This window comes from Pseudomonas sp. St316 (genome assembly GCF_018325905.1).
Lineage (GTDB): Bacteria > Pseudomonadota > Gammaproteobacteria > Pseudomonadales > Pseudomonadaceae > Aquipseudomonas.
In genome coordinates this window covers 2,688,966-2,712,574 of sequence record NZ_AP021901.1, presented here as the reverse complement: position 1 = coordinate 2,712,574, position 23,609 = coordinate 2,688,966, and the positions used below count along the sequence as shown (strand labels likewise).

The window sequence follows — 23,609 nt, the reverse complement described above, 5'->3', positions numbered from 1 at the left end:
GGGCGTCTCAGATCATCTCCACGCGTTTGGCCTGGCGAATCTCCTGCAGGAAACGCTCGGCCGGCAGCGGATGACCGAGTAGATAGCCCTGCAGCGAGTCGCAGCCCAACTGGGTCAGGAAGTCCTGTTGCATATCGGTTTCCACGCCTTCGGCGACAATCCGCAGGCCCAGGGCCTGGCCGAGGGCGACGATGGCCGAGACGATGGCCGCGTCATCGCTGTCGTGCTCCAGGTCGCGTACGAAGCCGCGATCGATCTTCAGCTCGTTGGCCGGCAGGCGCTTGAGGTACATCAGGCTCGAATAGCCGGTGCCGAAGTCGTCGATGGACAGGTCCACGCCCATGTCCGAGAGCTGTTGCAGCACCGTCATGCTCGCGTCCGCATCGCTCATGGCGGTGGTTTCGGTGATTTCCAGGGTCAGGCTGTTGGCCGGCAGCTTATGCGTCTCCAAGGCCTTGGCGACGCTCTGCACCAGGCCGGTGTGGCAGAACTGCAAGGCCGACAGGTTCACCGCGATGCGCCAGTCGGTATAACCGAGAACGTACCATTCGCGCATCTGCCGACAGGCCTCGTTCAGCACCCATTCGCCGATGGGGATGATCAACCCGGTCTTTTCCGCCAGGTCGATGAAGCTGTCGGGCATCAACAGGCCCTGGGTCGGATGGGTCCAGCGCAATAACGCCTCGGCACCAACCGGCCGGCCGTTGGCCGCATCGAACTTAGGCTGGTAGTACAGGCTGAACTGCCGCTGTTCGACGGCCATGCGCAAATCTTGCAGCAGTTGCAATTGCTTGCGGGCGTTGCTGTTCATCGACGCATCGAAAAAGCTGTAGCCGTTTTTGCCGGCGCCCTTGGCGTGGTACATCGCCGCGTCGGCATTCATCAGCAGCTCTTCGGCGCCCTGGCCATTGCCTGGGTACAGGGCGATGCCGACGCTGGCGGAGATCTGCAAGTCATGCTCCGTCACCCGGAACGTGCGCCCGATCAAGCCGACCTGACGTGCCGCCAGTCGCAGGGCATCGTCGGGTTCGGTCAGTTGCACCAGCAGCACGAACTCATCGCCGCCGATCCGCGCCAGGGTGTCCTGGCTGCGCAGGTCTTCGCGCAGACGCAGGGCCACGTCCCGCAGCAGCAAGTCACCCATGTGGTGACCAAAGGCGTCGTTGACCGGCTTGAAACCATCGAGGTCGATGAACATCAAGGCAAAGCACCCACCCTGCTCTTGCACCCGATGCATAGCCTGGTCGATACGATCGGCCAGCAACACACGGTTGGGCAGCCCGGTGAGAGGATCGTGCAGGGCCAGCTGGGTCAGCTCCCGGTTAGCCAGGGTCAGGGACTGGGCCAGCTCAGCGGTGCGAGCCTCCAGGCGCGCATCGAGAATTGACGTCAGCAAGGCGATGGCCAGCACCGCCAGGGTGGTGATCAACACCAGATTGTCCAGGCCCTTGCCGCTCAAGCCGTCCAACGAACCACAGAAGCTGCCCTCACTGAACCGCGCGCTGGCCATGCCGGTGTAGTGCATGCCAACGATGGCAACACCCATAACCACCGCGGCGCCCGCGCGAGCCAGACGCACATGGGGCGTGTTCTGGCGCAGGCGAAAGGCAATCCACAGCGCCGCCGCCGACGCGCCGACGGCGATCACCAACGAAGCCCCGAACAGCGTCGGGTCGTAATCGAGGCCCGGCTGCATCCGCATCGCGGCCATGCCGGTGTAATGCATGGCGCTGATCCCGGCGCCCATGATCAACGCACCGAAGGCCAGTTGCCACGCCGGCAATCGCGGCTGGCTGACCAGCCATAGGGCAAAACCGCTGGAAAGAATCGCCGTCAGCAGCGACAGCGCGGTGATCGAAACATCGTAGCCAAGCTCTATTGGCAAGGTGAACGCCAACATGCCGATGAAGTGCATGGACCAGATGCCCACCCCCATCGCCAGCGCTCCCCCGGTCATCCACACATGCGCGGCGCGTCCCTGGGTGGTCGCGATACGCCCGGCCAGATCCAGCGCGGTGTAGGAAGCCAGCACCGCGACAAACAAGGAAATCGAAACAAGGGCGGGGGAATAACTACCGGTGAGCATGGTTGTTTCTCGTAACTGGAGAACCGGACTGCTTCCATGCCCGGTTGAAGGCCGGCGATTGTACTGAATCGTGACAGGGACGCACGAACCAAATGTCAAAAAGCCATCAAACCTGGAATGTTTTCGACGAAAGACACATTGCCGCAGCGGGAATATTTTTGGATGGCGGTGCGTCAGTTTGACTGGGCATTGGATGCGACTTCGTCATCGCGAGCAAGCTCGCTCCCACAATGCGATCCATGCCCCCTGAGACCGCTGTGGGAGCGAGCTTGCTCGCGATAGCGGTATATATCAGTCTGCGCACCTGGCCCAGAGCCGTTCAGCTACTATCGAAGAACCACTTCAAGGAGGATTCATTCATGGGCGTTCACGCCAACCGGGCCTTGACCACCGCGCTGGTAGTCATCGATGTACAAAACGATTTCATCCCCGGCGGCCAACTGGCGGTGCCGGGGGGCGATGAAATCGTGCCGCTGATCAACCAGTTGGGGAATTCATTCAGGCACGTCGTCCTCGCTCAGGACTGGCACCCGGCCGGGCACGCCTCGTTTGCGTCCAGCCACCCGGGCAAGCAACCGTTCGACATCGTCCAATTGCCCTACGGCGAGCAGAAACTCTGGCCCGACCACTGCATACAGGGCAGCAACGGCGCCGCGCTGCACCCGGCACTCGACCTCGCCCATGCCAAGCTGATCATTCGCAAGGGCTGCAATCCGGACATCGACAGTTACTCCGCCTTCATGGAAGCGGACCACCAGACCCCCACTGGTTTGACCGGCTATCTCAAGGAGCGCGGCATCGACACGGTGTACCTGGTGGGACTGGCCCTGGATTTCTGCGTGATGTTCTCGGCGCTGGATGCCCGGTTGGCGGGGTTCAATGCGGTGGTGATACTGGATGCCTGCCGGGGCATCGATATCGACGGCTCGATGGAGACGGCAATCCGAAGGATGCAGGAAGCAGGCGTGCAATTGGTCGAGTCCAGCGCGATAGATGGCCGCCCCTTCGCTTGACGGCTCATACTAGGCGCCCCCTTTCCGGACAGTGAGTCCCCATGCCCTTCCTCGCCCGCACCCACCCGCGTCTGTCCAGCGCCACGGTCCTTGGCCTGGCGGTGGGTATCCTGGTTCCCGTGGACTCGATCATCAGCAAAATCCTGATTGGCTGGAATGCCGGCGTCTGGACCTACCTGGTGCTGATGTCCTGGCTGACCGTGCGGGCCAAGGCGCCCGATGTGAAGCGCATCGCCGAAATCGAAGACGAGAACGCCGGGCTGGTCCTGCTGGTGGTCTGCATCGCGGCATTGGCCAGCCTGGCGACCATCACCGTCGAACTGGCTGGCAGCCGCGACCTGCACGCCGCCGGCAAGCTGTTGCATTACGGCTTCACGGCAATGACCGTGATCGGTTCCTGGTTGCTGATCGGGGTGATCTTCAGCGTGCACTACGCGCGGTTGTATTACACCTGGGAAGGCAAGGAGCCGGCCTTGCGGTTTGCCGAAGGGCTGACCACGCCCAACTATTGGGATTTCCTGTATTTCTCTTTCACCATCGGCGTGGCAGTGCAGACCTCGGACGTGGGCGTCGCCACCCGGCAACTGCGCAAGATCGTCCTGGCGCAATCGTTGATCGGGTTTGTGTTCAACACGGCGATCCTGGGGTTTTCGATCAATATTGCGGCGGGGTTGTTTGGGTAGATTTTTTGGCGCAATCATTGGGGCCGCTTCGCGGCCCAGCGGGGCGGTGCGACGCTTCGCTAAATCCCCTCGCCACAACGATTGTGTCCAGGTTCAGGACGGCGTTGGTAGCCACAGCCTGAAGCGCGCCCCACCCAGTGGCGAGGCTTCGACAGTCAGCGTGCCGCCCTGGGCTTCCAGGGCGCGGCGGCTGATGGCAAGGCCAAGGCCGAAGCCCCCGGTGGCGCGGTCGCGACTGCGATCCAAACGGTAGAACGGCTCGAACACGCGCTCGCGTTCGCTGTCGGGAATGCCGATGCCATCATCGTCGACCCAGATCTCACAGCCTTGATCACCCACCAGAACACCGACCTGGATGCGCTTTTCGCAATAACGCATGGCATTGCGCAGCAGGTTTTGCAACGCCCGTGCGGTCAAGCGTGGGTCCAGCACGAAACGCTCCAGAGCCCCATGCAACAGCACGTCGATCACCACGTCCGGTGCCGCCAGGTCCTCGTCGACACTGCCCAGGATGCTGTCGATGAACTCATCCAGCGCCACCTCGACCCGTTCGGGCAAGCGCTGCGGGTTTTGCAAACGGCTGTAGGACAGCAGTTCCAGCACCAACTCATCCAGCTCGCGAATGTGCGCCACCAACCCTTGCAGGCGCTCGCGACTGGCCGGCGGCAGCTCATCGGACAGCGCCAGGGCCAGGCCGAAATCGAGCCGTGTCAGTGGCGTGCGCAGTTCGTGGGACACGGCGTTGAGCAGGTCCCGCTGTTGGTTGAGCAGGTTCTCGATGTCCCCCGCCATCGTATCGAACACGTAGGCCAGGCTGCCGATGTTAGAACTGGAGGCAATGTGCGTACGCTCACCCAGATGACCTTTGCCGAAGCGTTCGGCGGTGCGCCTGAGGCGTTCCAGGTCGCGCCAGTGAGGCCGCAACCAGAGCAACAGGCAGGCCAGCATCGTCGCACCGATCAACACGTTGATGCTCCAGTACAACCAGCTGACGTCGGCCGGGTCCGGCGGCACGACCATCTTCACCGCCGTGCGCCCGTCCAGCGGCGCCGCCGCCAAGGTGCGCCAGGCCCAGTCGCCGATACGCACCACGTTCTCGCCGCGCTTGAGCCGCGCCTGCTCATCGACACTGAAGCCGCCGTCATCGACAGCGGCCAGCTCGATGCGCAGCGGCTCGAACTCCTTGTCCATCTGCGCCGCCAGCGTCGGCCACTGCTCGCTGGGCACCGCATGGAACTGCCTGACCATCAAGGTTTGCAGGCCACGGGAATAATCGAGGTTGTAGGTCAGGAAGCGCTCATGGAACAGGCGGATCACCAGTTCCGGCATCAGGTAGATCGCCGCGCTATAGGACACGATGGTGACCAGGTAAAGGCGAATCAGCAGCTTCCACATCAGCTCAGCATTCCCATTCGGAACGACTGAACAGGTAGCCCTTGCCCCATACGGTCTTGATCTTGCGGGCTTCGTCGGCGTTGTCGTCGAACTTGCGCCGCAACTTGGAAATCGCCACGTCCACCGAACGGTCGGTGCCGTTGAATTCGATGCCGCGCAGGCGTTGCAGGATCTGGTCGCGGCTCAGTACTTCCCCGGAGTGACGGGCCAGCACCACCAGCAGGTTGTATTCGCCGCTGGACAATTCCACCGCCTGACCGCGCCAGGTCACGGTGCGCTCGGACAGGTCGATGCACAGGTTGCCCATGACGATACGGTCGTTGGCCGTCTGCGGCTCGGTGAGGCTGCTGCGCCGCAACAAGGTACGCACCCGTGCCAGCAATACCCGGGGCTCGCAAGGTTTGGTGACGTAGTCGTCGGCGCCCATCTCCAGGCCCAGCACCTGGTCGTGGCTGTCGTCCCGGGCGGTGAGCATCAGGATCGGCAAGGTCGCCGAGTCGGCCCGCAGCAGGCGGCAGACTTGCAAGCCGTCCAGCCCCGGCAGCATCAGGTCGAGGATCACCAGGTCCGGCGGATCGACCCGCGCCCGTTCACGCACATGGTCGCCACGGCTGAGCACGCTGACCTGATAGCCGTTGCGCTCCAGGTAACTGGCAATCAGTTCGGACAGTGCGGTGTCGTCTTCGACCAGGAGGATGTTGGGCATGGGTGCTTCCAGAAAGTGCTGTGGCGCCTGGTTGGGCCTCATCGCGAGCAAGCTCGCTCCTACAGGGGCCTGAGTTGCATTGAAGCCTCAATGTGGGAGCGAGCTTGCTCGCGATGGCGATGCCACAGGCGCAGAAAATCTCAAGCTGCCAAGGATATACGCCCTCGCTCATCGACGAGCAAAACCCTTACACAATTTCACACAGCCACTACAAAACGTTACCGTTGGGCCCGCAGCAAATCCGCCGCACACGAGGCGATCCGTTGGCACGCATCCGCAAGCTTCACCTGATCGACCACCAACCCGAGGCGGATATGCCCTGCCGCACTCGGCCCGAATGCCTCGCCGGCCAACACTGACACGCCGTAGTCGTCCAGCAGCCGCTCGGCAAATGCCTGGGCATCAAGGCCGGTGCGACGCACGTCGACCATCACGAACATGCCGCCATCGGGCCGCACCGGCTTGAGGCCCGGGCAGTCGTCGAGCATCGCGCAGACCAGGTCCCGGCGCTGGCGATACTCCTCGTGCATCTGCGCCACTTCCGGCAACGCCTGCTCCAGGGCAACGTGGGCGGCCCGTTGCACGAAATCCGGCAGGCCAAACAACATGCACAAGGAAAGGTTTGCCAAATGGTCGGCGAGGGATTCAGGGCCGATGACCCAGCCGATTCGCCAGCCGGTCATGGCGTGGGATTTGGACAGGCTGTTGATCGTCGCGGTGCGCTCGGCCATGCCCGGCAGGCTGGCCGGGCTGATGTGTTCGCCTTCGTACAGCAAGTCGCTGTAGACCTCGTCACTGATCAGCCACAGGTCATGTTCGATGCACAAGCGGGCCAATGCCTGCCAGGTGGACATCGGCAGGCTGGCGCCGGACGGATTGTTCGGGCTGTTGAGCAGCATCGCCCGGGTACGCGGGGTCACAAGACGGGCAACGTCCGCAGGTTCGACCCGAAAACCGTTCTCCGGGAGGACCGCCACCGGCACCACTTTCGCCCCGCAGGCACCGAACACCGCCTCATAGGTGACATACATCGGCTCGGCGACGATGACTTCGTCGCCAGGGTTGAGCAGGCATTGCGCGACCGCATACACCGCGCACTGCGCCCCCGGCAGTACGACGACCTGTTCGGCCCTCGCAGGCTGGCCGCAACGCAGGCGATGACGCCGGGCAATGCTGGTCCGCAAGGTGTGCAAGCCGCGGATGTCCGAATAGTGGGTCTCACCGGCCCGCAGGCTGCCCACGGCGGCGTCGACAATGGCGCGCGGGGTGTCGAAGTCCGGATCACCCACTGACAGCAACAACACATCCATGCCCTGTTCGCGCATGGCCAGCGCCCGGTCGTGAATCTGCCAGGCGGCCGCACCATCGCCGGTGATGCGTTGGGTCAAGACTGAAAAGCGCATGTATCTCTCCTGATTGCGCGGTATCCAGCCTCAACCCTATCTCAAATCACAAACCGCGCCACCATCGCGTTCAACCCCACCGCCAGGCGCGACAGTTCGTGGGTCGCGTCGCTGGTCTGTTTGGCGCCGCTGGCCGACTGGGTGGCCAGGTCGCGGATGTTGACCAGGTTGCGGTCCACTTCACGGGAAACCTGGGCCTGCTCCTCCGACGCACTGGCGATGACCAGGTTGCGTTCGTTGATCTGGTGGATCGACTGAGTGATCTGCTCCAGGGCCACACCGGCGGCGCGGGCCATTTGCAGAGTGTTTTGAGTACGCTGGTTGCTTTGCTGCATCGACTGCACGGCCTGGCCAGTGCCGTTCTGGATGCCGGCGACCATTTTTTCGATTTCCTGGGTCGATTGCGCAGTGCGATGGGCCAGGGCCCGGACTTCGTCGGCCACCACCGCGAAACCGCGTCCGGCCTCTCCGGCGCGAGCGGCTTCGATGGCGGCGTTGAGCGCCAGCAGGTTGGTCTGTTCGGCGATGGCACGGATCACGTCCAGCACCTTGCCGATGTCACGGCCCTGGACCGCCAGGCCTTCGATCATCGAAGCGGTGGCTTGCACGTCGTGGGTCATGGTCTGGATCGCATCGACGGTTTCGACCACGCGGGTGCGGCCTTCCTGGGCGGCCTGGGTCGACTGGTTCGAGGCCTCGGACGTGGACACCGCGTTACGGGCCACCTCTTCGACCGCAGCGGTCATTTCGTTGACTGCCGTGGCCGCCTGTTCGATTTCGTTGTGTTGCTGTTGCAGGCCGAGGGAGGATTCTTGGGTCACGGCGCTCAGCTCTTCCGCCGCAGCGCCCAGTTGAGTGGCCGAACCGGCAATCTGCTCGATGGTCTGGCGCAAGCTGCCCTGCATGGCGGCCAAGGCCTGGAGCAAGCGCCCAGGCTCATCCTTGCCATCGTCCGCAATGACCTGGACCAGGTTGCCACTGGCAATGGTCCGCGCGGCCTCCAATGCCCGGTTGAGCGGCGCGACGATGCTGCGGGTCAGCAGCAAGGCCAGCACCACGGTGGCCAACGCGGCAGCGATGGAGACGATAATGATGCCGGTGATCGCGCTGTCGTAGTTCTCACCCGCCTTGGCCGACGCTTCGCCGGCACTGGCCACATTGATAGCGATGAGCTTGTTGAGCTGCTCGCCCATCAGATCGGTGCCTTCCTTGATTCGCGTATTGATGAGGGTACGCAGCTCATCGGCCTTGTTCTGTCGCGACAGGTCGAGCATTTCCTTCTGGGCCTGCAGGTATTTTTCCAGGGTCGCGGAAAAGACCTTGTACAGTTCGGCCTCTTGCGGCGTGCTCGGCAGCGCGGCGTAGCTGTTGTTGGCCTTGTTCAGTTTTTCCACCAGCACGCCGATACGGCTCTCGGCCTCGGTCAGGCTGGCCGGATCCCGGTTGACCAGAATGCGAAACGAGAGGATGCGCATGCGCAGCACGCTCTCCAGCACATTGGCCAGATGGCCGACGCTAGGCACCTGGGTCTGTTCCATATCCAGCGACGCCTGACGAATGACGGACATGCGGTTGGCGGCGAATACGCCGAGGACAACGACGAGCAACGCGATGACGGCGAAACCGAGAAAGGCGCGTGGCGCGATATTCAGGCTGCGTAGGGACATGGAAAGACCTCGAAAATGTTGAGTCGAGCATCCATGCTGGCAAGCGCACTGATTGGTGTTATGGGTGTATACGCTTAACCCGTTATCGGCAGGGCTTCAGGGTTTGCGCAGGGTTATGTAAAAAAATATTTCAAAGGCTTTTTTTGTGGCCAGGGAGCTTGCTCCCTCGCCACGGGTACAGTGCTCGACCGTTTTATCGATGCGCCACCCGCCAAAGCCGTGCAATGTCCCGCGCACGCTCGCTCAGCAGGCGCGGGGCGTCGGCGCAGGCTTGCTGCAAGGTCATCGGTCCGTTGGCCAGGGCGAAGGCGGCGTCGATGCCATGTTCGTACAGCGCCTGGTAACCCTCCCCCAGCGTGCCGGCAATGACCACCACCGGTACTCCGTGCTGGCGGGCGATACGGGCCACGCCGAAGGGGGTCTTGCCGCGCAGGGTCTGGGCGTCGAAACGGCCTTCGCCGGTGATCACCAGATCGGCACCGCTGACCGCCTCGGCCAGCCCGGTCAACTGGGCGACAACGTCCACACCGGTACGAAACTGCGCGCCCAGGAACGCCTTGGCCGCGAACCCCAGGCCACCGGCGGCACCGCTGCCCGGCTCATCTCGCACATCCTTGTTCAACGCCTGGGCGCAATGTTCGGCGAAATGCCCCAACGCCCGGTCCAGCGCCTGCACTTGAGCAACCGAGGCGCCCTTCTGCGGACCGAAAACCACGGACGCACCATGGGGGCCGCACAGCGGGTTATCGACATCGGCGGCGATCTCGAAACTGACCCGGGCCAGGCGTGGGTCGAGATCGCTCAGGTCGATGCGCGACAGGTTCGCCAAGGCCAGGCCGCCGGGAGGAAGCGGCTGGCCCTGGTCATCCAGCAACACCACGCCAAGGGCCTGCATCGCACCGGCCCCGGCGTCGTTGGTGGCACTGCCGCCGATCGCCAGGATCACCCGCCCGGCGCCTTCATCGAGGGCGGCGCGAATCAGCTCGCCAGTGCCGTAGGTACTGCTGGAACAGGCATCGCGTTGCCCCGGCGGCACCAATTGCAAGCCACTGGCCTCGGCCATTTCGATGATCGCGGTGCGGCTCTCGGCCAACCAGCCCCAGCGCGCCTCGACGGCAACCCCCAACGGACCGCGGACACGGGTGTGGCGCCACTGACCGTTGCAGGCTGCCAGCACCGACTCCACCGTCCCCTCCCCGCCGTCCGCCATCGGGCATTTGATCAACTGCGCATCCGGCCAGACCTCGGCCAGCCCAAGGGCGATGGCATCGGCGACACCCTGGGCGCTGAGGCTGTCCTTGAACGAGTCGGGGGCGATGATTATTTTCATATTATTCTCCGGTTCCGATGCACAGCATGCTGCCAGTTGACCGCAGCCGTGACGCCAGTCCGCCGCACAAAAGACACCGGGCATTATTGTTCAAATTCACAAATGCCGGTTGTCGGGGGAAATTGTTGCTGGCAGTGAGGGCTTCATTGCAAGCAAGTTCGCTCCCACAGAGGTAGTTGCGCTGACCAAACGGTGGGAGCGAGCTTGCTCGCGATAGCGGTGTGTCAGCTTGCATAGGGATTGGATGTGCCACCGTCATCGCGAGCAAGCTCGCTCCCACAGGTTTATATCTGTGTGCTCTGGGTCTGGGGCAGCAGTTGCACCCCCAGGTACAACGCCAGCATCCCGTCCAGGCGCAACGGGTCCACGCCGCTGAGTTCGGCGATGCGTTCCATGCGGTAGCGCAGGCTGTTGCGGTGGATGCCCAGGGCATCGGCGCAGGCCTGGCTCTGGCCGTCGTGTTCGCACCAACTGCGCAAGGTGGCGAGCAGTTGGCCGTTGCTGTCCTTGGCGATGACCTTGCGCAATGGGGTCAGCAGCTCGTCCAGGGCATCGTCGCTGCGATGGCGCCAGAGCAGCACCGGCAGGCGATAACGGCTGAGGGCCAGCAGGCGCGATTGCGGCAACACATCACGCCCATAGGCCAGCAGATCAGCCACCCGTCGATAGCAACGCCGCAAGCCCGCCAACCCTTCAGCCTGGCCGCCCACCGCGATCCGCAGGATGTTCCAGCCCAACCCATCGAGCTTGCCCAGCAGCCGCTCGTTCTCCACCGAGGCAGTGACCGGCCGGCACCAGAGCAAGGAGGATTTGGATGACGTCAGGCACCAACTGTCCGGGTAGCGCGACATCAACCACGCGCTCAACGTCTCGACGGTCTGCCCGGGCCCATGTTCCAGGCCCAGTTCGAACAGATACGGTACCCGCGACAGCTGCGGCTTGAGGCCCATTTGCCGGGCTTCGTCCAACAAACGCGGCGAATCCCCCGCATCGCCCAGCAGCAGCGCCAGCAAGTCATCACACCGCTGGCGACGCCACTGCTGCTCGGCCTGCTGGTTACGCTGGCCCACCAACATCTCGGCGGTCATGCGCACCAGCTCGGCGTAGGTGCGCAGTTGCGCAGGCTCACCCGTGATGCCCAGCACGCCGATCAGCCGCTGATCGAGCATCAGTGGCAGGTTGATGCCCGGCTGCACGCCCTTGAGGTGCATCGCGGTGTGCTCGTCGATTTCCACCACCCGACCGTTCGCCAGGACCAGTTGCGCGCCCTCGTGACGGGTGTTGACCCGCTCGGACTCGCCGCTGCCGAGGATCAGGCCCTGGTTGTCCATGACATTGACGTTGTACGGCAGGATCGCCATCGCCCGGTCGACGATGTCCTGCGCCAGGTCGTGATCGAGTTCGAACATGGGCGGTGTTCCTTGCAAACGGCGTGGATTGTTGTTTTAGGCATGGATTTGGTCCGGCGCACAGGGTCTGCATTCAAACCCTGTGCCCTGGCACAAAGACACGGGCACCTGGGCTGGCCGAGACTCAAGGGGCGGTCAACGTTACCCCTTGGCTCGCGAAAATCATAATAAAGAGAGACCCGCCATGTCCCAGAGCGCAATAGCCCTCCTGGCTACCCCCGACGAAAAAAATACCGTCTACAAGCGCATCACCCTGCGCTTGATCCCCTTCATCTTCATCTGCTACCTGTTCAACTACCTCGACCGGGTCAACGTTGGCTTCGCCAAGTTGCAGATGCTCGATGCCCTGAAATTCAGCGAAACCGTGTACGGCCTCGGTGCCGGGATCTTTTTCATCGGCTACGTACTGTGCGGCGTGCCGAGCAACCTGGCCCTGACCCGATTCGGCCCGCGGCGCTGGATCGCGCTGATGATGATCACCTGGGGTACCCTGTCGACTTGCCTGCTGTTCGTCACCACCCCCACCGAGTTCTATACCTTGCGGTTGTTTACCGGCGCCGCCGAGGCCGGATTCTTTCCTGGCGTGGTGCTTTATCTCTCGCAATGGTTCCCGACGTTCCGACGTGGCCGGATCATGGCGTTGTTCATGTCGGCCATCCCGGTGTCCGGCCTGCTGGGCAGTCCGTTTTCCGGGTGGATCCTCAACCACTTCGCGGCTGGCCAGGGCGGCCTGGCGGGTTGGCAGTGGATGTTCCTGCTGCAAGGCATTCCGACGGTGATCCTCGGGGCGCTGGCGTTCTTCCTGCTCAGCGACACCTTCGCCAACGCCCAGTGGCTGACCGACCAGGAGCGCGACGTGCTCACCGCCGACCACGCCGAAGACCTGGCCAACAAGCCAAAGACCACCACCGACTCGCTGTTGGCGGTGTTCAAGAACCCGGCGATCTGGGCCTTCGGCCTGGTGTACTTCTGCATTCAGAGCGGCGTGTACGCGATCAACTTCTGGCTGCCGTCGATCATCAAGAGCCTGGGCTTCAGCGATAACCTGGTGATCGGTTGGCTGAGTGCAATCCCTTACCTGCTGGCGGCCGTGTTCATGTTGCTGGTGGGCCGCTCGGCGGACCTGCACAAGGAGCGCCGCTGGCATCTTGTCGTGCCGATGCTGATGGGCGCCGTCGGGTTGCTGATCGCCGTCAACTTCGCCACCACCCCGGCCATCGCCATCATTGGCCTGTCCATCGCCACCATGGGCGCCCTCACCGGCCTGCCAATGTTCTGGCCCGTGCCCACGGCCCTGCTCAGCGCGGGCGCGGCGGCCGGTGGGTTGGCGTTGATCAACTCCATGGGGCAGATGGCGGGATTCCTGAGCCCGTACCTGGTGGGTTGGGTCAAGGACGCCACCGGCTCGACCGACGCGGCGCTGTACCTTCTGGCGGGCGTGATTGTCTGCGGCAGCCTGCTGGCGTTGCGCATGACCCGCACCCTAAAGGCCTGACACGCTTTTTCCCACAGTTGATTTGGAAGTGCTTGAGAATTGTGTTTGATCCGTGCGGTGGTTCTGGGGTTTGATTGAGCTTTTCCCCATGGATAAAAGGATCTTGTCATGAGCTACCGCACGCTAGGCCATTCCGGGTTGCAAGTCTCGACGCTGACCCTGGGCACCATGATGTTCGGCGAACAGACCAGCACCGAGGATTCGCTGCGGATCATCGACAAGGCCTGGGACCAGGGCATCAACTTCATCGACACCGCGGATGTCTACACCAACGGTCGCTCCGAAGAAATCGTCGGCGAGGCGATCGCCAGTCGTCGCCAGGAATGGGTGCTGGCCACCAAGGTTGGCTTCGGCCCAGCGGACGGGGTGCCCAACCGCAGCGGCCTGAGCCGCAAGCACCTGTTCAACGGTATCGAGGCCAGCCTGACGCGCCTGGGCACCGATTACCTGGACATCTACTACCTGCACCGCGAAGACCACAACACCCCGTTGCACGTCACCGTGTCGGCCATCGGCGACTTGATTCGCCAAGGCAAGATCCGCTACTGGGGCCTGTCGAACTACCGTGGCTGGCGCATCGCCGAAGTGATCCGGATCGCCGACAGCCTGGGCATCGACCGACCGGTGATCAGCCAACCGCTGTACAACATCGTCAATCGCCAAGCGGAAACCGAGCAGATCACGGCGGCGCAGAACTATGGCCTCGGCGTGGTGCCGTTCAGCCCCCTGGCCCGAGGCGTGCTCAGCGGCAAGTACGCGCCAGACGTGGCGCCGGACGCCAACAGCCGCGCCGGACGCCAGGACAAACGCATCCTGGAAACCGAGTGGCGGGTCGAGTCCCTGCGCATTGCCCAGCAGATCCTGCAATACACCCAGGGCCGCGGCGTGGGCATCGTCGAGTTCGCCATCGCCTGGGTGCTGAACAACAGCGCCGTGACCTCGGCCATCGTCGGACCGCGCACCGAGGAACAATGGGATTCGTACACCAAGGCGCAGTCGGTGAAGATCAGCGCAGAAGACGAAGCCTTCATCGATTCGCTGGTGACGCCGGGGCATGCTTCGACACCGGGGTTCAATGATGTGAGCCATTTCGTACCGGGGCGGGTGCCTGTGGGAGCCGGGCTCCCACAAACTGGCTCCCATGAATAAATTTGCCAGCCAACAGTTTGGGTGTTGATTAATCGCCCTCAAGAGAATCAACGTGTCCAAAGGCATCGTTCTATCGGTCTCGGCCTCTGCGCTGTTCGCCGTCATGTACTACTACACCTCGCTGCTTTCCCCCCTGACCGGCGTGGAGATCTTCGGTTGGCGCATGCTGCTGACGATGCCGTGCATGACCCTATTCATGCTCGTGGCACGGGAATGGAAACTGGTCACGGCGCTTATCCGACGCCTGATCGCCACGCCACGGCTGTTGATCGCGGCAATAGCCTCCTCGGCACTGATGGGCGCGCAACTGTGGCTGTTCATGTGGGCACCGCTCAATGGCTACAGCCTGGACGTTTCGCTGGGGTACTTCCTGTTGCCGCTGTCGATGGTCCTGACCGGACGCATCGTCTATGGCGAACGCCTTTCCTACCTGCAGAAAGTCGCCGTGTTCTTCGCCACCCTTGGCGTGTTCAACGAGCTGTACCAAGTAGGCGGTTTTTCCTGGGCAACCTTGCTGGTGGTGATCGGCTACCCGATCTATTTCATCCTGCGCAAACGCATCAAGACCGACAACCTGGGTGGACTCTGGCTGGACATGACCCTCATGCTCCCCGTTGCACTGTGGTTCGTGCAAAGCGGCGAACAGGGCCTCGACGTTTTTGATCAATACCCGTGGCTGTCGCTGCTGATCCCGGTGCTCGGGGTGATCAGTGCCAGCGCGCTGGTGTCCTACATCGTCGCCAGTCGATTACTGCCGTTCAGCCTGTTCGGGCTGTTGAGCTATGTCGAGCCGGTGTTGCTGCTGGGCGTTGCGTTGCTGTTGGGCGAAAGCATCAAGGCCGGTGAATGGCTGACCTACATCCCCATCTGGATGGCGGTCGCGGTGCTGGTGTTCGAAGGGTTCAAGCACTTGGTGCGGCAGCAGCGCCGAACGTAAGATCCCCGCCTGTCCCCTGTGGGAGCGAGCTTGCTCGCGATAACGGCAGGATATTCAACATGGATGCAAGCTGAACCACTGCTATCGCGAGCAAACTCGCTCCCACAGGGATTGTGTGTGGCCAATAAAAAGCCCGCCCGGCATCACTGCCGGGCGGGCTTTTTCATGGTTCAGGCCTTATTCGGTCGCCAACACACCACGACGCACCTGGTCGCGCTCGATGGATTCGAACAGCGCCTTGAAGTTGCCTTCGCCGAAACCATCGTCGCCCTTGCGCTGGATGAATTCGAAGAACACCGGCCCCATCAGGGTTTCCGAGAAGATCTGCAGCAGCAGACGCTTGTCGCCCTGCTCGGAAGCACCGTCCAGCAGAATACCCCGCGATTGCAGTTCATCCACCGGTTCGCCGTGGTTCGGCAGGCGGCCTTCGAGCATTTCATAGTAGGTGTCCGGCGGCGCGGTCATGAAGCGCATGCCGATGCTTTTCAGGTGATCCCAGGTCTTGATCAGGTCATCGGTGAGGAAGGCCACGTGCTGGATGCCTTCGCCGTTGAACTGCATCAGGAACTCTTCGATCTGTCCGGCACCCTTGGACGACTCTTCGTTCAACGGGATGCGAATCATGCCATCCGGGGCGGTCATGGCCTTGGAGGTCAGGCCGGTGTATTCGCCCTTGATGTCGAAGTAACGGATCTCGCGGAAGTTGAACAGTTTCTCGTAGAAGCCGGCCCAGTAGGCCATGCGCCCGCGATACACGTTATGGGTCAGGTGGTCGATGATTTTCAGGCCTGCGCCCACCGGGTTGCGGTCAACGCCCTCGAGGAACACGAAGTCGATGTCATAGATCGAGCTGCCTTCGCCGAAACGGTCGATCAGATACAGCGGCGCACCGCCGATGCCTTTGATCGCCGGCAGGTTCAGCTCCATCGGGCCGGTCTCGATGTGGATCGGCTGGGCGCCGAGTTCCAGGGCGCGCTTGTAGGCCTTTTGCGAATCCTTGACCCGGAACGCCATGCCGCACACCGACGGGCCGTGCTCGGCGGCAAAGTATGACGCCACGCTGTGAGGTTCGTTGTTGAGGATCAGGTTGATCGCGCCCTGGCGATACAGGTGCACGTCCTTGGAACGGTGGGTGGCCACTTTGGTGAAGCCCATGATCTCGAAGATCGGCTCCAGGGTGTTGGGTGTGGGGGATGCGAATTCGATGAATTCAAAGCCCATCAGGCCCATGGGGTTTTCGTATATATCTGCCATGTCGGCGCCTCATCAGTCGGGTCAATTAACAAAAAACGTTAGTTGCTGGCGATGCTGAGGACACGGGGCGGCGCGCAGGAAATGCCACGAACGCTGCGGGCGAGGAAATCGCCATAGATCAGTTGAAACCCAAGTATCTTCATTGTCGACCCAAGGCTCTTGCGGGCGAGGCTTCTGCTGCCAGAAGACGTTATTCTTATATGCGTAACTCGATTCTACACAGCGTAACCAGGTTTGTCCGCCCTGTGTATCAAATCGCCTTTTCCTTCGACCGCGCAAGGGGTTTGTTGCACAGGAAAATCCCCAGCAGAATCACGCCCCCGCCGACACACATCAAGGCCGTGAGCCGTTCGTCCAGCAGCAGCGCCCCCAACAGCACCGCCGTCAACGGATTAAGCGCAATGAACACCCCGGAACGGGTCGCACCGATCCGGCGAATTCCGTCGTACCAGGCGATATAGGCCAGGGCCGAGCCCAGCACGCCGAGGTACAACAGGCTCAGCCATTGCTCCACGTCCAGCGCGCGCAGGGCTTGGACACGAATCTCGCCCGCCACCGCGCAGGCCAGCCACAACATCAGCGTGCCCAGCAGAATCGACCAGGTCACGGTCTGCAAGGGGCCGAGGCTGTCATTCAGCTTTTTCGAAAACAGCGAATAGATGCCCCAGCCCAACACGCAGCCAAAAATCAGCAGGTCACCGATCCAGCCCTGCGCCGCGCCTTGCAGCAAGGACGGATCACGGCTGACGATTACCAATCCCGCCCCGCCGATGCACAGCACGATGCCCGCCACCTTCAAGCGGTTCAGCCGCTCCTTGAACAACCACCAGGACGCCAGTCCGATCACGGCGGGATTCAAGGCCACGATCAGCGAAGCCCGCGACGCAGTGATGTACTGCAGGCCATAGAAGAAGCACAGGTTGTAGAAAAAGATGCCGAAGAACCCCAGCGCCGCCAATTGCAGCGCCTGCTTCACACTGGGCCTGGCCAGCGGGATCCCGGCCAGAGCGAGAAACGACAGCAGTGCGATACTCGCCAACAGGAAACGCAGGCTGGCGGCGAACATCGGTGCCAGGGCATCGGCAAGGATCCGGCCAGCGACGAAGGTTGCGCCCCAGATCATGGTGACCATGGCGAGCTTCAGGTAGACCGGCAGGTCCGAGGGGGTTGGGAGGGTTTGTTCGAGGGTTTTCATGGTTCACCACGGCACGCTAATGAGAACGACATAAACCTGTGGTGAGGGGATTGATTGTGGGAGCAAAGCTTGCTCGCGATGGAGGCGGTGCGATTCAGCAGGCAAACCGAGTCATCGTTCATCGCGAGCAAGCTTTACTTCCACAGGTTCCCACACAACAGGGCGATGCGGCTTCCTGATTCAAGTCAGATACGTCAGTATTGAGCTCATATTTGATCATCGTAAAATGAGTAATCCCTCATGACCCTCACCCAACTCGAAATCTTTTCCCTGGTCGCCGAGCTGCGAGGGTTCACGGCGGCGGCAACGCGTCTGGGCATCGGCCAGTCAGCGGTATCCCACGCCATCAAATCCCTGGAACAAGAATTGGGCGTTGAATTGCTCAGGCGACATCAGTCAGCGGTGGAGCTCAGCGACATTGGCCAGCAGTTGCTGCTGCGGGCCCGGGCCATGCTCGGGCTGGCCAATACCTTGCGCCAGGAAGCCGCCGATGCCCGGGGCATGCGCCGCGGCACCTTGCGCATCGGCTCGTTCGGGCCAACGTCATCGATGAAATTGTTGCCCGGTATCCTGCGGCGCTATCGAGACTTGCACCCAGGCATCGAAGTGCACATCGACGAAGGGCCCGACAGGCAGGTCCTCCAATGGCTGGACGAACGGCGTATCGACGTCGGCTTCGTGGTGCTGCCCGAGGAGCGTTTCGATACGTTCATGTTGATGGAAGATCAGATGGTCGCCCTGCTGCCCACTCGCCATCCCCTCGCCGCCCAGGCCAGCCTGAGCCTCAAGGACCTGTGCAACGACCCCTTCGTGCTCACCGAGGCCGGATCGTCGGAGCTGGTTTCGCGCCTGTTCAATGCCGCCCGGCTGACCCCGAATGTGCGTTTCCGTTGTTCGCAATTGCTCAGTACCCTGGATATCGTCAGCCGTGGCGACGCGGTGAGCGTGGTGTCAGAAGGTTCGTTGCCGGAGGACGAGCGCTCGGGCTTCGTCGCGCGCCCCTTGTCGCCGCGGGTGCCGCGCCAGATCGGCCTGGCAGTCCTGGACCGCCGCCAGGCCTCGCCCGCCACCCTGGCGTTTATCGAGCTGGCCCGGCAGTCATGAGTTTCTGCCAGCTTGCATCAATTGCAGGCAAGGCAAGCATTCGGCGAGCCATCGACAGCATCATCGAACTGTAGGGCAAGCTGGGCCTGGACATGATGTCGAGGGTGTTGAAACCGTCGAGCAAAACGACTACGCGAGCGCCCACGGGGTGAACTTTCTTCAGGGTTATCTATTTGGCCGACCGATTAGCGGGCAGGCGTTCATTGAGACCTTGCCCGGCCATAATGGCAGTTAACCGCCGCCGATCAATTGACGATGATGCCCAACTGATAAAAAGCTTTTGCTGTTGTTACATAACGAAAAAGTTACGATTTACACTTTCCGGATTAACTACTACAATTTTTCTACCTGTGCCAGATAGCAGGAGAGTCATTAACATCCAGACGCTCGGCTTATAGCTTTGTTTGCGGTTGGTATCAGCCAAATATTTTGATTGGAGTAACGATTTTGTCCAGACTCGCTGAATTTCGTGCAGCCGAAAAGGCCCTTCAAGAACAGCTCAAGCAGTTGGAATCGCTGAAGAACGATGCCGGGCTCAAGAAGGAAATCGAATTCGAGGAAAAGCTCCAGGGACTGATGAAAACCTACGGCAAGAGCCTGCGCGACATCGTCGCGATCCTCGACCCGAACCCGTCCAAGGCGAGCCTGCAATCGACCAAACCCACCAAGACCCGCCGTGCGCGAGTGGTAAAGGTTTACCAGAACCCGCACTCCGGCGAGTTGATCGAGACCAAGGGCGGCAATCACCGCGGCCTGAAAGCCTGGAAAGAACAGTACGGTGCAGCTACCGTCGACTCCTGGTTGCGCGGTTGACAGCCCCCATGCAAAAAAAGCCCTGAATACACTCAGGGCTTTTTTATGGGCTAAACTTTTGGGTTAAACCCCGAGCGTATTATGCTGACGGCGTTATAGTTTCAAACTGTTTCGCACCGACTGTATTTCATCCTGGCTTTCAACAAACACCTGCGCCTGCCCTGCATAGGACAGCACATAAGCCTTGCCCTCATTTAGTGCCGCGACGAGTGCCTGAGACAATACATGCCGTCCGTTTTGCGTGATCGTGCAAGTGGTTTCCAACGCAGTTACGCCGCCCAACATGGAAGCATGGATCTTAGTGCAGACACTTTGGTAACCGTCCTGGAAGAAATCCTTCTGGATCGATTTGCGCATTTCCAACAACACGCCTTGCAAGTTGACCTGGTGATCGGGCTCGACAGCAGTCGTGGTCAACTCCATGACCATCACGGCGTTGCCTGCCGAATCGCTCTTGGTTGCACGTTGTCGCAACGGCCCCGGCGCCGCTGCATCGGCGGGCAGCGGCTCGGCAACCCAGCCTTGGGGCCAGGCAATCTGCGGTTCGTCCGCCTGGACGCCGCCGACACTCGCAATCCAGGCAAACAACAGGACAAACAGCGAAAGGAACGGTCGAATCATTGCGTTGGCACTCAAGGGCGAATCATAAAGTCTGAAGCCCGAGGCAGCAGCAGGCAATAGCCACGCGCGGTTTGGCGACACCGCGCCCCTTGCGTATCATGGGCACACCTGCAAGGAAGCTGTCTGACGCAAGCCCAGGAACCGTCGCAAGCAAGCTTGCGACGCCGTTTGCCCCACTTATTTCCGGAGGGCCCATGAGCCTGCACGAACTCAATACTTTCCCTGGCGTCACCGCCCAACCCGACGCCGCCACGGCCAAGTTCGTCTTCAACCACACCATGCTGCGGGTCAAGGACATCATCCGGTCCCTGGATTTCTACACCCGTGTGCTGGGTTTCTCGCTGGTGGAGAAACGCGACTTCCCGGAAGCCGAATTCAGCCTGTACTTCCTGGCACTGGTGGACAAGAACCAGATCCCGGCAGACGCGGCGGCGCGGACCGAATGGATGAAGTCGATCCCCGGCATCCTGGAACTGACCCACAACCACGGCACCGAAAGCGACCCGGCGTTCGCCTACCATAACGGCAACACCGACCCACGCGGCTTCGGCCACATCTGCATCTCGGTACCGGACGTCGTCGCCGCCTGCGAGCGCTTCGAAGCACTGGGCTGCGATTTCCAGAAACGCCTGAGCGACGGTCGCATGAAAAGCCTGGCCTTCATCAAGGACCCGGATGGCTACTGGGTCGAAATCATCCAGCCGGCGCCGCTCTAGGCCCACAGTAGGGTTTGCAGGAAACACAAACGCTACAACCACATTAGCCCCCCTGTGGGAGCGAGCTTGCTCGCGATAGCTGCAGCACATTCAACATTGATGTGTCAGACAGACCTCTATCGCGAGCAAGCTCGCTCCCACAGGTTATGTGTGATCCAAAACAAAACCCCATGAGCCAGGCTCATGGGGTTTTGTTTTTTCCGCTATTGGCTATTCAGGCCGGCGCAGAGGTACGGATCAGGTGGTCGAAGGCGCTCAGCGAAGCCTTGGCGCCCTCGCCTACGGCAATCACGATCTGTTTGTACGGCACGGTGGTCACGTCACCGGCGGCAAACACACCAGGGATCGAGGTTTCACCGCGGGCGTCGACGATAATCTCACCCCGCGGCGACAGCTCGACGGTGCCTTTGAGCCAGTCGGTGTTGGGCAACAGGCCGATCTGCACGAAGATCCCCTCCAGCACCACGTCCCGCACTTCACCGCTTGGACGGTCCTTGTAGCGCAAGCCATTGACCTTCTGACCGTCGCCAGTCACTTCGGTGGTCTGGGCGTTGGTAATCACCGTCACGTTTGGCAGGCTATGCAGCTTGCGCTGCAACACCGCGTCGGCGCGCAATTGCACATCGAACTCCAGCAACGTGACGTGGGCAACGATACCGGCCAGGTCGATGGCCGCCTCGACGCCGGAGTTACCACCGCCGATCACCGCCACGCGCTTGCCTTTGAACAGCGGACCGTCGCAGTGCGGGCAGTACGCCACGCCCTTGTTGCGATACTGCTGCTCGCCCGGCACGTTCATTTCACGCCAGCGGGCACCGGTCGCCAGGATCACAGTCTTGGCCTTGAGGCTCGCACCGCTGGCGAACTTGATTTCATGCAGCCCGCCGTCCTTGCCTGGCACCAAGGCGTCGGCACGTTGCAGGTTCATGATGTCCACGTCGTACTGCTTGACGTGTTCTTCCAGGGCGACGGCCAGTTTCGGCCCTTCGGTTTCCTGGACCGAGATGAAGTTCTCGATGGCCATGGTGTCGAGCACCTGGCCGCCGAAACGTTCGGCCGCCACGCCCGTGCGGATGCCTTTACGAGCCGCGTAGATTGCCGCCGAAGCGCCGGCCGGGCCACCGCCGACCACCAGCACATCAAAGGCATCCTTGGCGCTGAGTCTCTCGGCCTGGCGTTCGATGCCGCTGGTGTCGATCTTGGCGAGAATCTCTTCCAGGCCCATGCGGCCCTGGCCGAAGTTCACACCGTTGAGGTACACACTTGGCACGGCCATGATCTGGCGTTCATCGACTTCGGCCTGGAACAGCGCGCCGTCGATGGCGACGTGACGAATGTTGGGGTTCAGCACCGCCATCAGGTTCAGCGCCTGGACCACGTCCGGGCAGTTCTGGCACGACAGCGAGAAATAGGTCTCGAAGTTGAACTCGCCTTTCAGGGAGCGGATCTGTTCGATCACTTCGACACTGGCCTTCGAAGGGTGGCCGCCAACTTGCAGCAAGGCCAACACCAGCGAAGTGAATTCGTGGCCCATGGGAATGCCGGCAAAACGCAGGCTGATATCGGCTCCCGGGCGATTCAACGAGAACGAAGGCTTGCGCGCATCGGTGCCGTTGTCGAGCAAGGTAATCTGATGGGAAAGACTGGCAACGTCTTGGAGTAACGCGAGCATTTCCTGGGATTTCGCACCGTCGTCGAGGGAGGCGACGATCTCGATCGGCTGGGTGACCCGTTCCAGGTATGACTTCAACTGAGCTTTAAGATTGGCGTCCAACATACGGGCGATTTCCATTTTTTGAATTTCAGAAAAAACAACGCCCGAGCGAATCTCGCCCGGGCGTTTTTTGGGGCGAAGCGGCTTACTTGATTAAGAGCGGATCGCCCTCGGATGACTCACAGACTTAGATCTTGCCGACCAGGTCCAGGGACGGAGCCAAGGTGGCCTCGCCTTCTTTCCACTTGGCTGGGCAGACTTCGCCCGGGTGAGCGGCAACGTACTGGGCAGCCTTGATCTTGCGCAGCAGCTCGGAAGCGTCACGGCCTACACCGCCATCGTTGATTTCAACGATCTTGATCTGGCCTTCCGGGTTGATCACGAACGTACCGCGGTCGGCCAGGCCGGCTTCTTCGATCAGCACGTCGAAGTTGCGGGAGATGGTCAGGGTTGGGTCACCGATCATGGTGTACTGGATCTTGCCGATGGCTGGCGAAGTGTTGTGCCAGGCGGCGTGGGCAAAGTGAGTGTCAGTGGAGACGCTGTAGATCTCGACGCCCAGTTTCTGGAACTCGGCGTAGTTGTCGGCCAGGTCTTCCAGTTCGGTTGGGCAAACGAAGGTGAAGTCGGCTGGGTAGAAGAAGACGACGGACCACTTGCCTTTCAGGTCGGCGTCCGAGACTTCAACGAATGCGCCGTTTTTGAAGGCGGTAGCTTTGAACGGTTTGACTTGGCTGTTGATGATAGGCATCGATGTTTCTCCATCAGGGTTGAAAGTTGATGGAGAGGATCTTAACCACTCATCCCCAGGCTGGCTCATTGGCAAACCTGATGTGAATGATTGGTTTTGGCTATCAGCCGCTAAATAGATAGAAGAAAACATAATATGGCGAGCGGGCTCGCTCGCCATAGGTTCGTC

20 protein-coding genes and 1 pseudogene are annotated in these 23,609 nt (G+C 61.5%); 8 read left to right on the top strand and 13 right to left on the bottom strand.

Annotated elements, in window-relative coordinates; translation table 11 throughout:
* Nucleotides 1-7: 7 nt before the first annotated feature.
* Nucleotides 8-2,086: a putative bifunctional diguanylate cyclase/phosphodiesterase gene (locus KI237_RS12365; RefSeq protein ID WP_212800048.1), complete on the bottom strand. Its 2,079-nt coding sequence runs from the start codon at nt 2,084-2,086 to the stop codon at nt 8-10.
* Nucleotides 2,087-2,445: 359 nt separating this feature from the next.
* Between KI237_RS12365 and pncA the strand changes: the two genes are divergently transcribed.
* Both pncA and KI237_RS12355 read left to right on the top strand, forming a co-directional pair.
* On the top strand, nt 2,446-3,099 hold the full coding sequence (gene pncA / locus KI237_RS12360; protein WP_212800047.1) for a bifunctional nicotinamidase/pyrazinamidase: 654 nt from the start codon (nt 2,446-2,448) through the stop codon (nt 3,097-3,099).
* Nucleotides 3,100-3,140: 41 nt separating this feature from the next.
* Nucleotides 3,141-3,782, top strand: coding sequence for a DUF1345 domain-containing protein (locus tag KI237_RS12355; RefSeq protein WP_212800046.1), 642 nt, complete (start codon nt 3,141-3,143; stop codon nt 3,780-3,782).
* 93 nt (nt 3,783-3,875) lie between these two features.
* Here KI237_RS12355 and KI237_RS12350 read toward each other — a convergent pair whose 3' ends face one another.
* From KI237_RS12350 to KI237_RS12325, 7 genes and pseudogenes are all read right to left on the bottom strand, one after another.
* Entirely contained in the window at nt 3,876-5,177 is a 1,302-nt protein-coding gene (locus tag KI237_RS12350; RefSeq protein WP_212800045.1) for an ATP-binding protein, read from the bottom strand.
* Nucleotides 5,178-5,181: 4 nt separating this feature from the next.
* The gene (locus KI237_RS12345) at nt 5,182-5,883 is read right to left on the bottom strand and encodes a response regulator (RefSeq protein WP_212800044.1); all 702 of its coding nucleotides are present in this window, start codon (nt 5,881-5,883) and stop codon (nt 5,182-5,184) included.
* Between the two features lie 218 nt (nt 5,884-6,101).
* The gene (locus KI237_RS12340; protein ID WP_212800043.1) at nt 6,102-7,286 is read right to left on the bottom strand and encodes a pyridoxal phosphate-dependent aminotransferase; all 1,185 of its coding nucleotides are present in this window, start codon (nt 7,284-7,286) and stop codon (nt 6,102-6,104) included.
* A 41-nt stretch (nt 7,287-7,327) separates the two neighbouring features.
* The gene (locus tag KI237_RS30970) at nt 7,328-8,191 is read right to left on the bottom strand and encodes a methyl-accepting chemotaxis protein (RefSeq protein WP_502937111.1); all 864 of its coding nucleotides are present in this window, start codon (nt 8,189-8,191) and stop codon (nt 7,328-7,330) included.
* A pseudogene (locus tag KI237_RS30965) lies at nt 8,183-8,953 on the bottom strand (MCP four helix bundle domain-containing protein); the annotation flags it as partial. The pseudogene KI237_RS30965 and the gene KI237_RS30970, both read right to left, overlap by 9 nt.
* Before the next feature lie 193 nt (nt 8,954-9,146).
* On the bottom strand, nt 9,147-10,283 hold the full coding sequence (locus KI237_RS12330; protein WP_212800041.1) for a glycerate kinase: 1,137 nt from the start codon (nt 10,281-10,283) through the stop codon (nt 9,147-9,149).
* A 284-nt stretch (nt 10,284-10,567) separates the two neighbouring features.
* Nucleotides 10,568-11,692, bottom strand: coding sequence for a sugar diacid recognition domain-containing protein (locus KI237_RS12325; RefSeq protein WP_212800040.1), 1,125 nt, complete (start codon nt 11,690-11,692; stop codon nt 10,568-10,570).
* Nucleotides 11,693-11,876: 184 nt separating this feature from the next.
* Here KI237_RS12325 and KI237_RS12320 point away from each other — a divergent pair, with 184 nt between their 5' ends.
* From KI237_RS12320 to rarD, 3 genes are all read left to right on the top strand, one after another.
* Nucleotides 11,877-13,187 (top strand): MFS transporter, encoded by a 1,311-nt coding sequence (locus KI237_RS12320; protein WP_212800039.1) that lies wholly within the window; start codon nt 11,877-11,879, stop codon nt 13,185-13,187.
* Between the two features lie 108 nt (nt 13,188-13,295).
* Nucleotides 13,296-14,336, top strand: coding sequence for an aldo/keto reductase (locus KI237_RS12315; protein ID WP_212800038.1), 1,041 nt, complete (start codon nt 13,296-13,298; stop codon nt 14,334-14,336).
* A gap of 52 nt (nt 14,337-14,388) precedes the next feature.
* Nucleotides 14,389-15,273 carry an EamA family transporter RarD gene (gene rarD, locus KI237_RS12310; RefSeq protein WP_212800037.1) on the top strand — a complete coding sequence of 295 codons (885 nt, stop codon included), beginning with the start codon at nt 14,389-14,391 and terminating at the stop codon, nt 15,271-15,273.
* Between the two features lie 177 nt (nt 15,274-15,450).
* Here the strand turns inward: rarD and hppD are convergent, their stop codons facing one another.
* Both hppD and KI237_RS12300 read right to left on the bottom strand, forming a co-directional pair.
* Nucleotides 15,451-16,527: a 4-hydroxyphenylpyruvate dioxygenase gene (gene hppD, locus KI237_RS12305; RefSeq protein ID WP_212800036.1), complete on the bottom strand. Its 1,077-nt coding sequence runs from the start codon at nt 16,525-16,527 to the stop codon at nt 15,451-15,453.
* A 250-nt stretch (nt 16,528-16,777) separates the two neighbouring features.
* Nucleotides 16,778-17,722: a DMT family transporter gene (locus tag KI237_RS12300; RefSeq protein WP_212800035.1), complete on the bottom strand. Its 945-nt coding sequence runs from the start codon at nt 17,720-17,722 to the stop codon at nt 16,778-16,780.
* Between the two features lie 240 nt (nt 17,723-17,962).
* Here KI237_RS12300 and KI237_RS12295 point away from each other — a divergent pair, with 240 nt between their 5' ends.
* Nucleotides 17,963-18,826 carry a LysR family transcriptional regulator gene (locus tag KI237_RS12295; RefSeq protein WP_212800034.1) on the top strand — a complete coding sequence of 288 codons (864 nt, stop codon included), beginning with the start codon at nt 17,963-17,965 and terminating at the stop codon, nt 18,824-18,826.
* A 447-nt stretch (nt 18,827-19,273) separates the two neighbouring features.
* On the top strand, nt 19,274-19,639 hold the full coding sequence (locus tag KI237_RS12290) for a histone-like nucleoid-structuring protein, MvaT/MvaU family (protein WP_212800033.1): 366 nt from the start codon (nt 19,274-19,276) through the stop codon (nt 19,637-19,639).
* Nucleotides 19,640-19,732: 93 nt separating this feature from the next.
* Here the strand turns inward: KI237_RS12290 and KI237_RS12285 are convergent, their stop codons facing one another.
* Nucleotides 19,733-20,260: a DUF4946 domain-containing protein gene (locus KI237_RS12285; RefSeq protein WP_212800591.1), complete on the bottom strand. Its 528-nt coding sequence runs from the start codon at nt 20,258-20,260 to the stop codon at nt 19,733-19,735.
* A 194-nt stretch (nt 20,261-20,454) separates the two neighbouring features.
* On the opposite strand from KI237_RS12285, the gene gloA reads away from it, so the two are divergent.
* On the top strand, nt 20,455-20,976 hold the full coding sequence (gloA, locus tag KI237_RS12280) for a lactoylglutathione lyase (RefSeq protein WP_212800032.1): 522 nt from the start codon (nt 20,455-20,457) through the stop codon (nt 20,974-20,976).
* A gap of 214 nt (nt 20,977-21,190) precedes the next feature.
* Here gloA and ahpF read toward each other — a convergent pair whose 3' ends face one another.
* Together ahpF and ahpC are read right to left on the bottom strand one after the other, a co-directional pair.
* A complete protein-coding gene (ahpF, locus tag KI237_RS12275; protein ID WP_212800031.1) occupies nt 21,191-22,753 on the bottom strand; it encodes an alkyl hydroperoxide reductase subunit F in 1,563 nt (520 codons plus the stop codon).
* Between the two features lie 124 nt (nt 22,754-22,877).
* Nucleotides 22,878-23,441 carry an alkyl hydroperoxide reductase subunit C gene (gene ahpC / locus KI237_RS12270; protein ID WP_020294651.1) on the bottom strand — a complete coding sequence of 188 codons (564 nt, stop codon included), beginning with the start codon at nt 23,439-23,441 and terminating at the stop codon, nt 22,878-22,880.
* Between the last annotated feature and the right edge of the window lie 168 nt (nt 23,442-23,609).

Excerpts from the sequence above, each read along its gene's own strand:
- hppD (WP_212800036.1), bottom strand. The coding sequence starts at position 16,527 with ATGGCAGATATATACGAAAACCCCATGGGCCTGATGGGCTTTGAATTC.
- KI237_RS12325 (WP_212800040.1), bottom strand. The coding sequence starts at position 11,692 with ATGTTCGAACTCGATCACGACCTGGCGCAGGACATCGTCGACCGGGCG.
- KI237_RS12320 (WP_212800039.1), top strand. The coding sequence starts at position 11,877 with ATGTCCCAGAGCGCAATAGCCCTCCTGGCTACCCCCGACGAAAAAAAT.
- KI237_RS12330 (WP_212800041.1), bottom strand. The coding sequence starts at position 10,283 with ATGAAAATAATCATCGCCCCCGACTCGTTCAAGGACAGCCTCAGCGCC.
- KI237_RS12365 (WP_212800048.1), bottom strand. The coding sequence starts at position 2,086 with ATGCTCACCGGTAGTTATTCCCCCGCCCTTGTTTCGATTTCCTTGTTT.
- gloA (WP_212800032.1), top strand. The coding sequence starts at position 20,455 with ATGAGCCTGCACGAACTCAATACTTTCCCTGGCGTCACCGCCCAACCC.
- KI237_RS12355 (WP_212800046.1), top strand. The coding sequence starts at position 3,141 with ATGCCCTTCCTCGCCCGCACCCACCCGCGTCTGTCCAGCGCCACGGTC.
- KI237_RS12345 (WP_212800044.1), bottom strand. The coding sequence starts at position 5,883 with ATGCCCAACATCCTCCTGGTCGAAGACGACACCGCACTGTCCGAACTG.
- ahpF (WP_212800031.1), bottom strand. The coding sequence starts at position 22,753 with ATGTTGGACGCCAATCTTAAAGCTCAGTTGAAGTCATACCTGGAACGG.
- KI237_RS12295 (WP_212800034.1), top strand. The coding sequence starts at position 17,963 with ATGACCCTCACCCAACTCGAAATCTTTTCCCTGGTCGCCGAGCTGCGA.
- pncA (WP_212800047.1), top strand. The coding sequence starts at position 2,446 with ATGGGCGTTCACGCCAACCGGGCCTTGACCACCGCGCTGGTAGTCATC.
- KI237_RS12315 (WP_212800038.1), top strand. The coding sequence starts at position 13,296 with ATGAGCTACCGCACGCTAGGCCATTCCGGGTTGCAAGTCTCGACGCTG.
- KI237_RS30970 (WP_502937111.1), bottom strand. The coding sequence starts at position 8,191 with ATGCAGGGCAGCTTGCGCCAGACCATCGAGCAGATTGCCGGTTCGGCC.
- ahpC (WP_020294651.1), bottom strand. The coding sequence starts at position 23,441 with ATGCCTATCATCAACAGCCAAGTCAAACCGTTCAAAGCTACCGCCTTC.
- KI237_RS12285 (WP_212800591.1), bottom strand. The coding sequence starts at position 20,260 with ATGATTCGACCGTTCCTTTCGCTGTTTGTCCTGTTGTTTGCCTGGATT.
- KI237_RS12340 (WP_212800043.1), bottom strand. The coding sequence starts at position 7,286 with ATGCGCTTTTCAGTCTTGACCCAACGCATCACCGGCGATGGTGCGGCC.
- KI237_RS12350 (WP_212800045.1), bottom strand. The coding sequence starts at position 5,177 with ATGTGGAAGCTGCTGATTCGCCTTTACCTGGTCACCATCGTGTCCTAT.
- KI237_RS12300 (WP_212800035.1), bottom strand. The coding sequence starts at position 17,722 with ATGAAAACCCTCGAACAAACCCTCCCAACCCCCTCGGACCTGCCGGTC.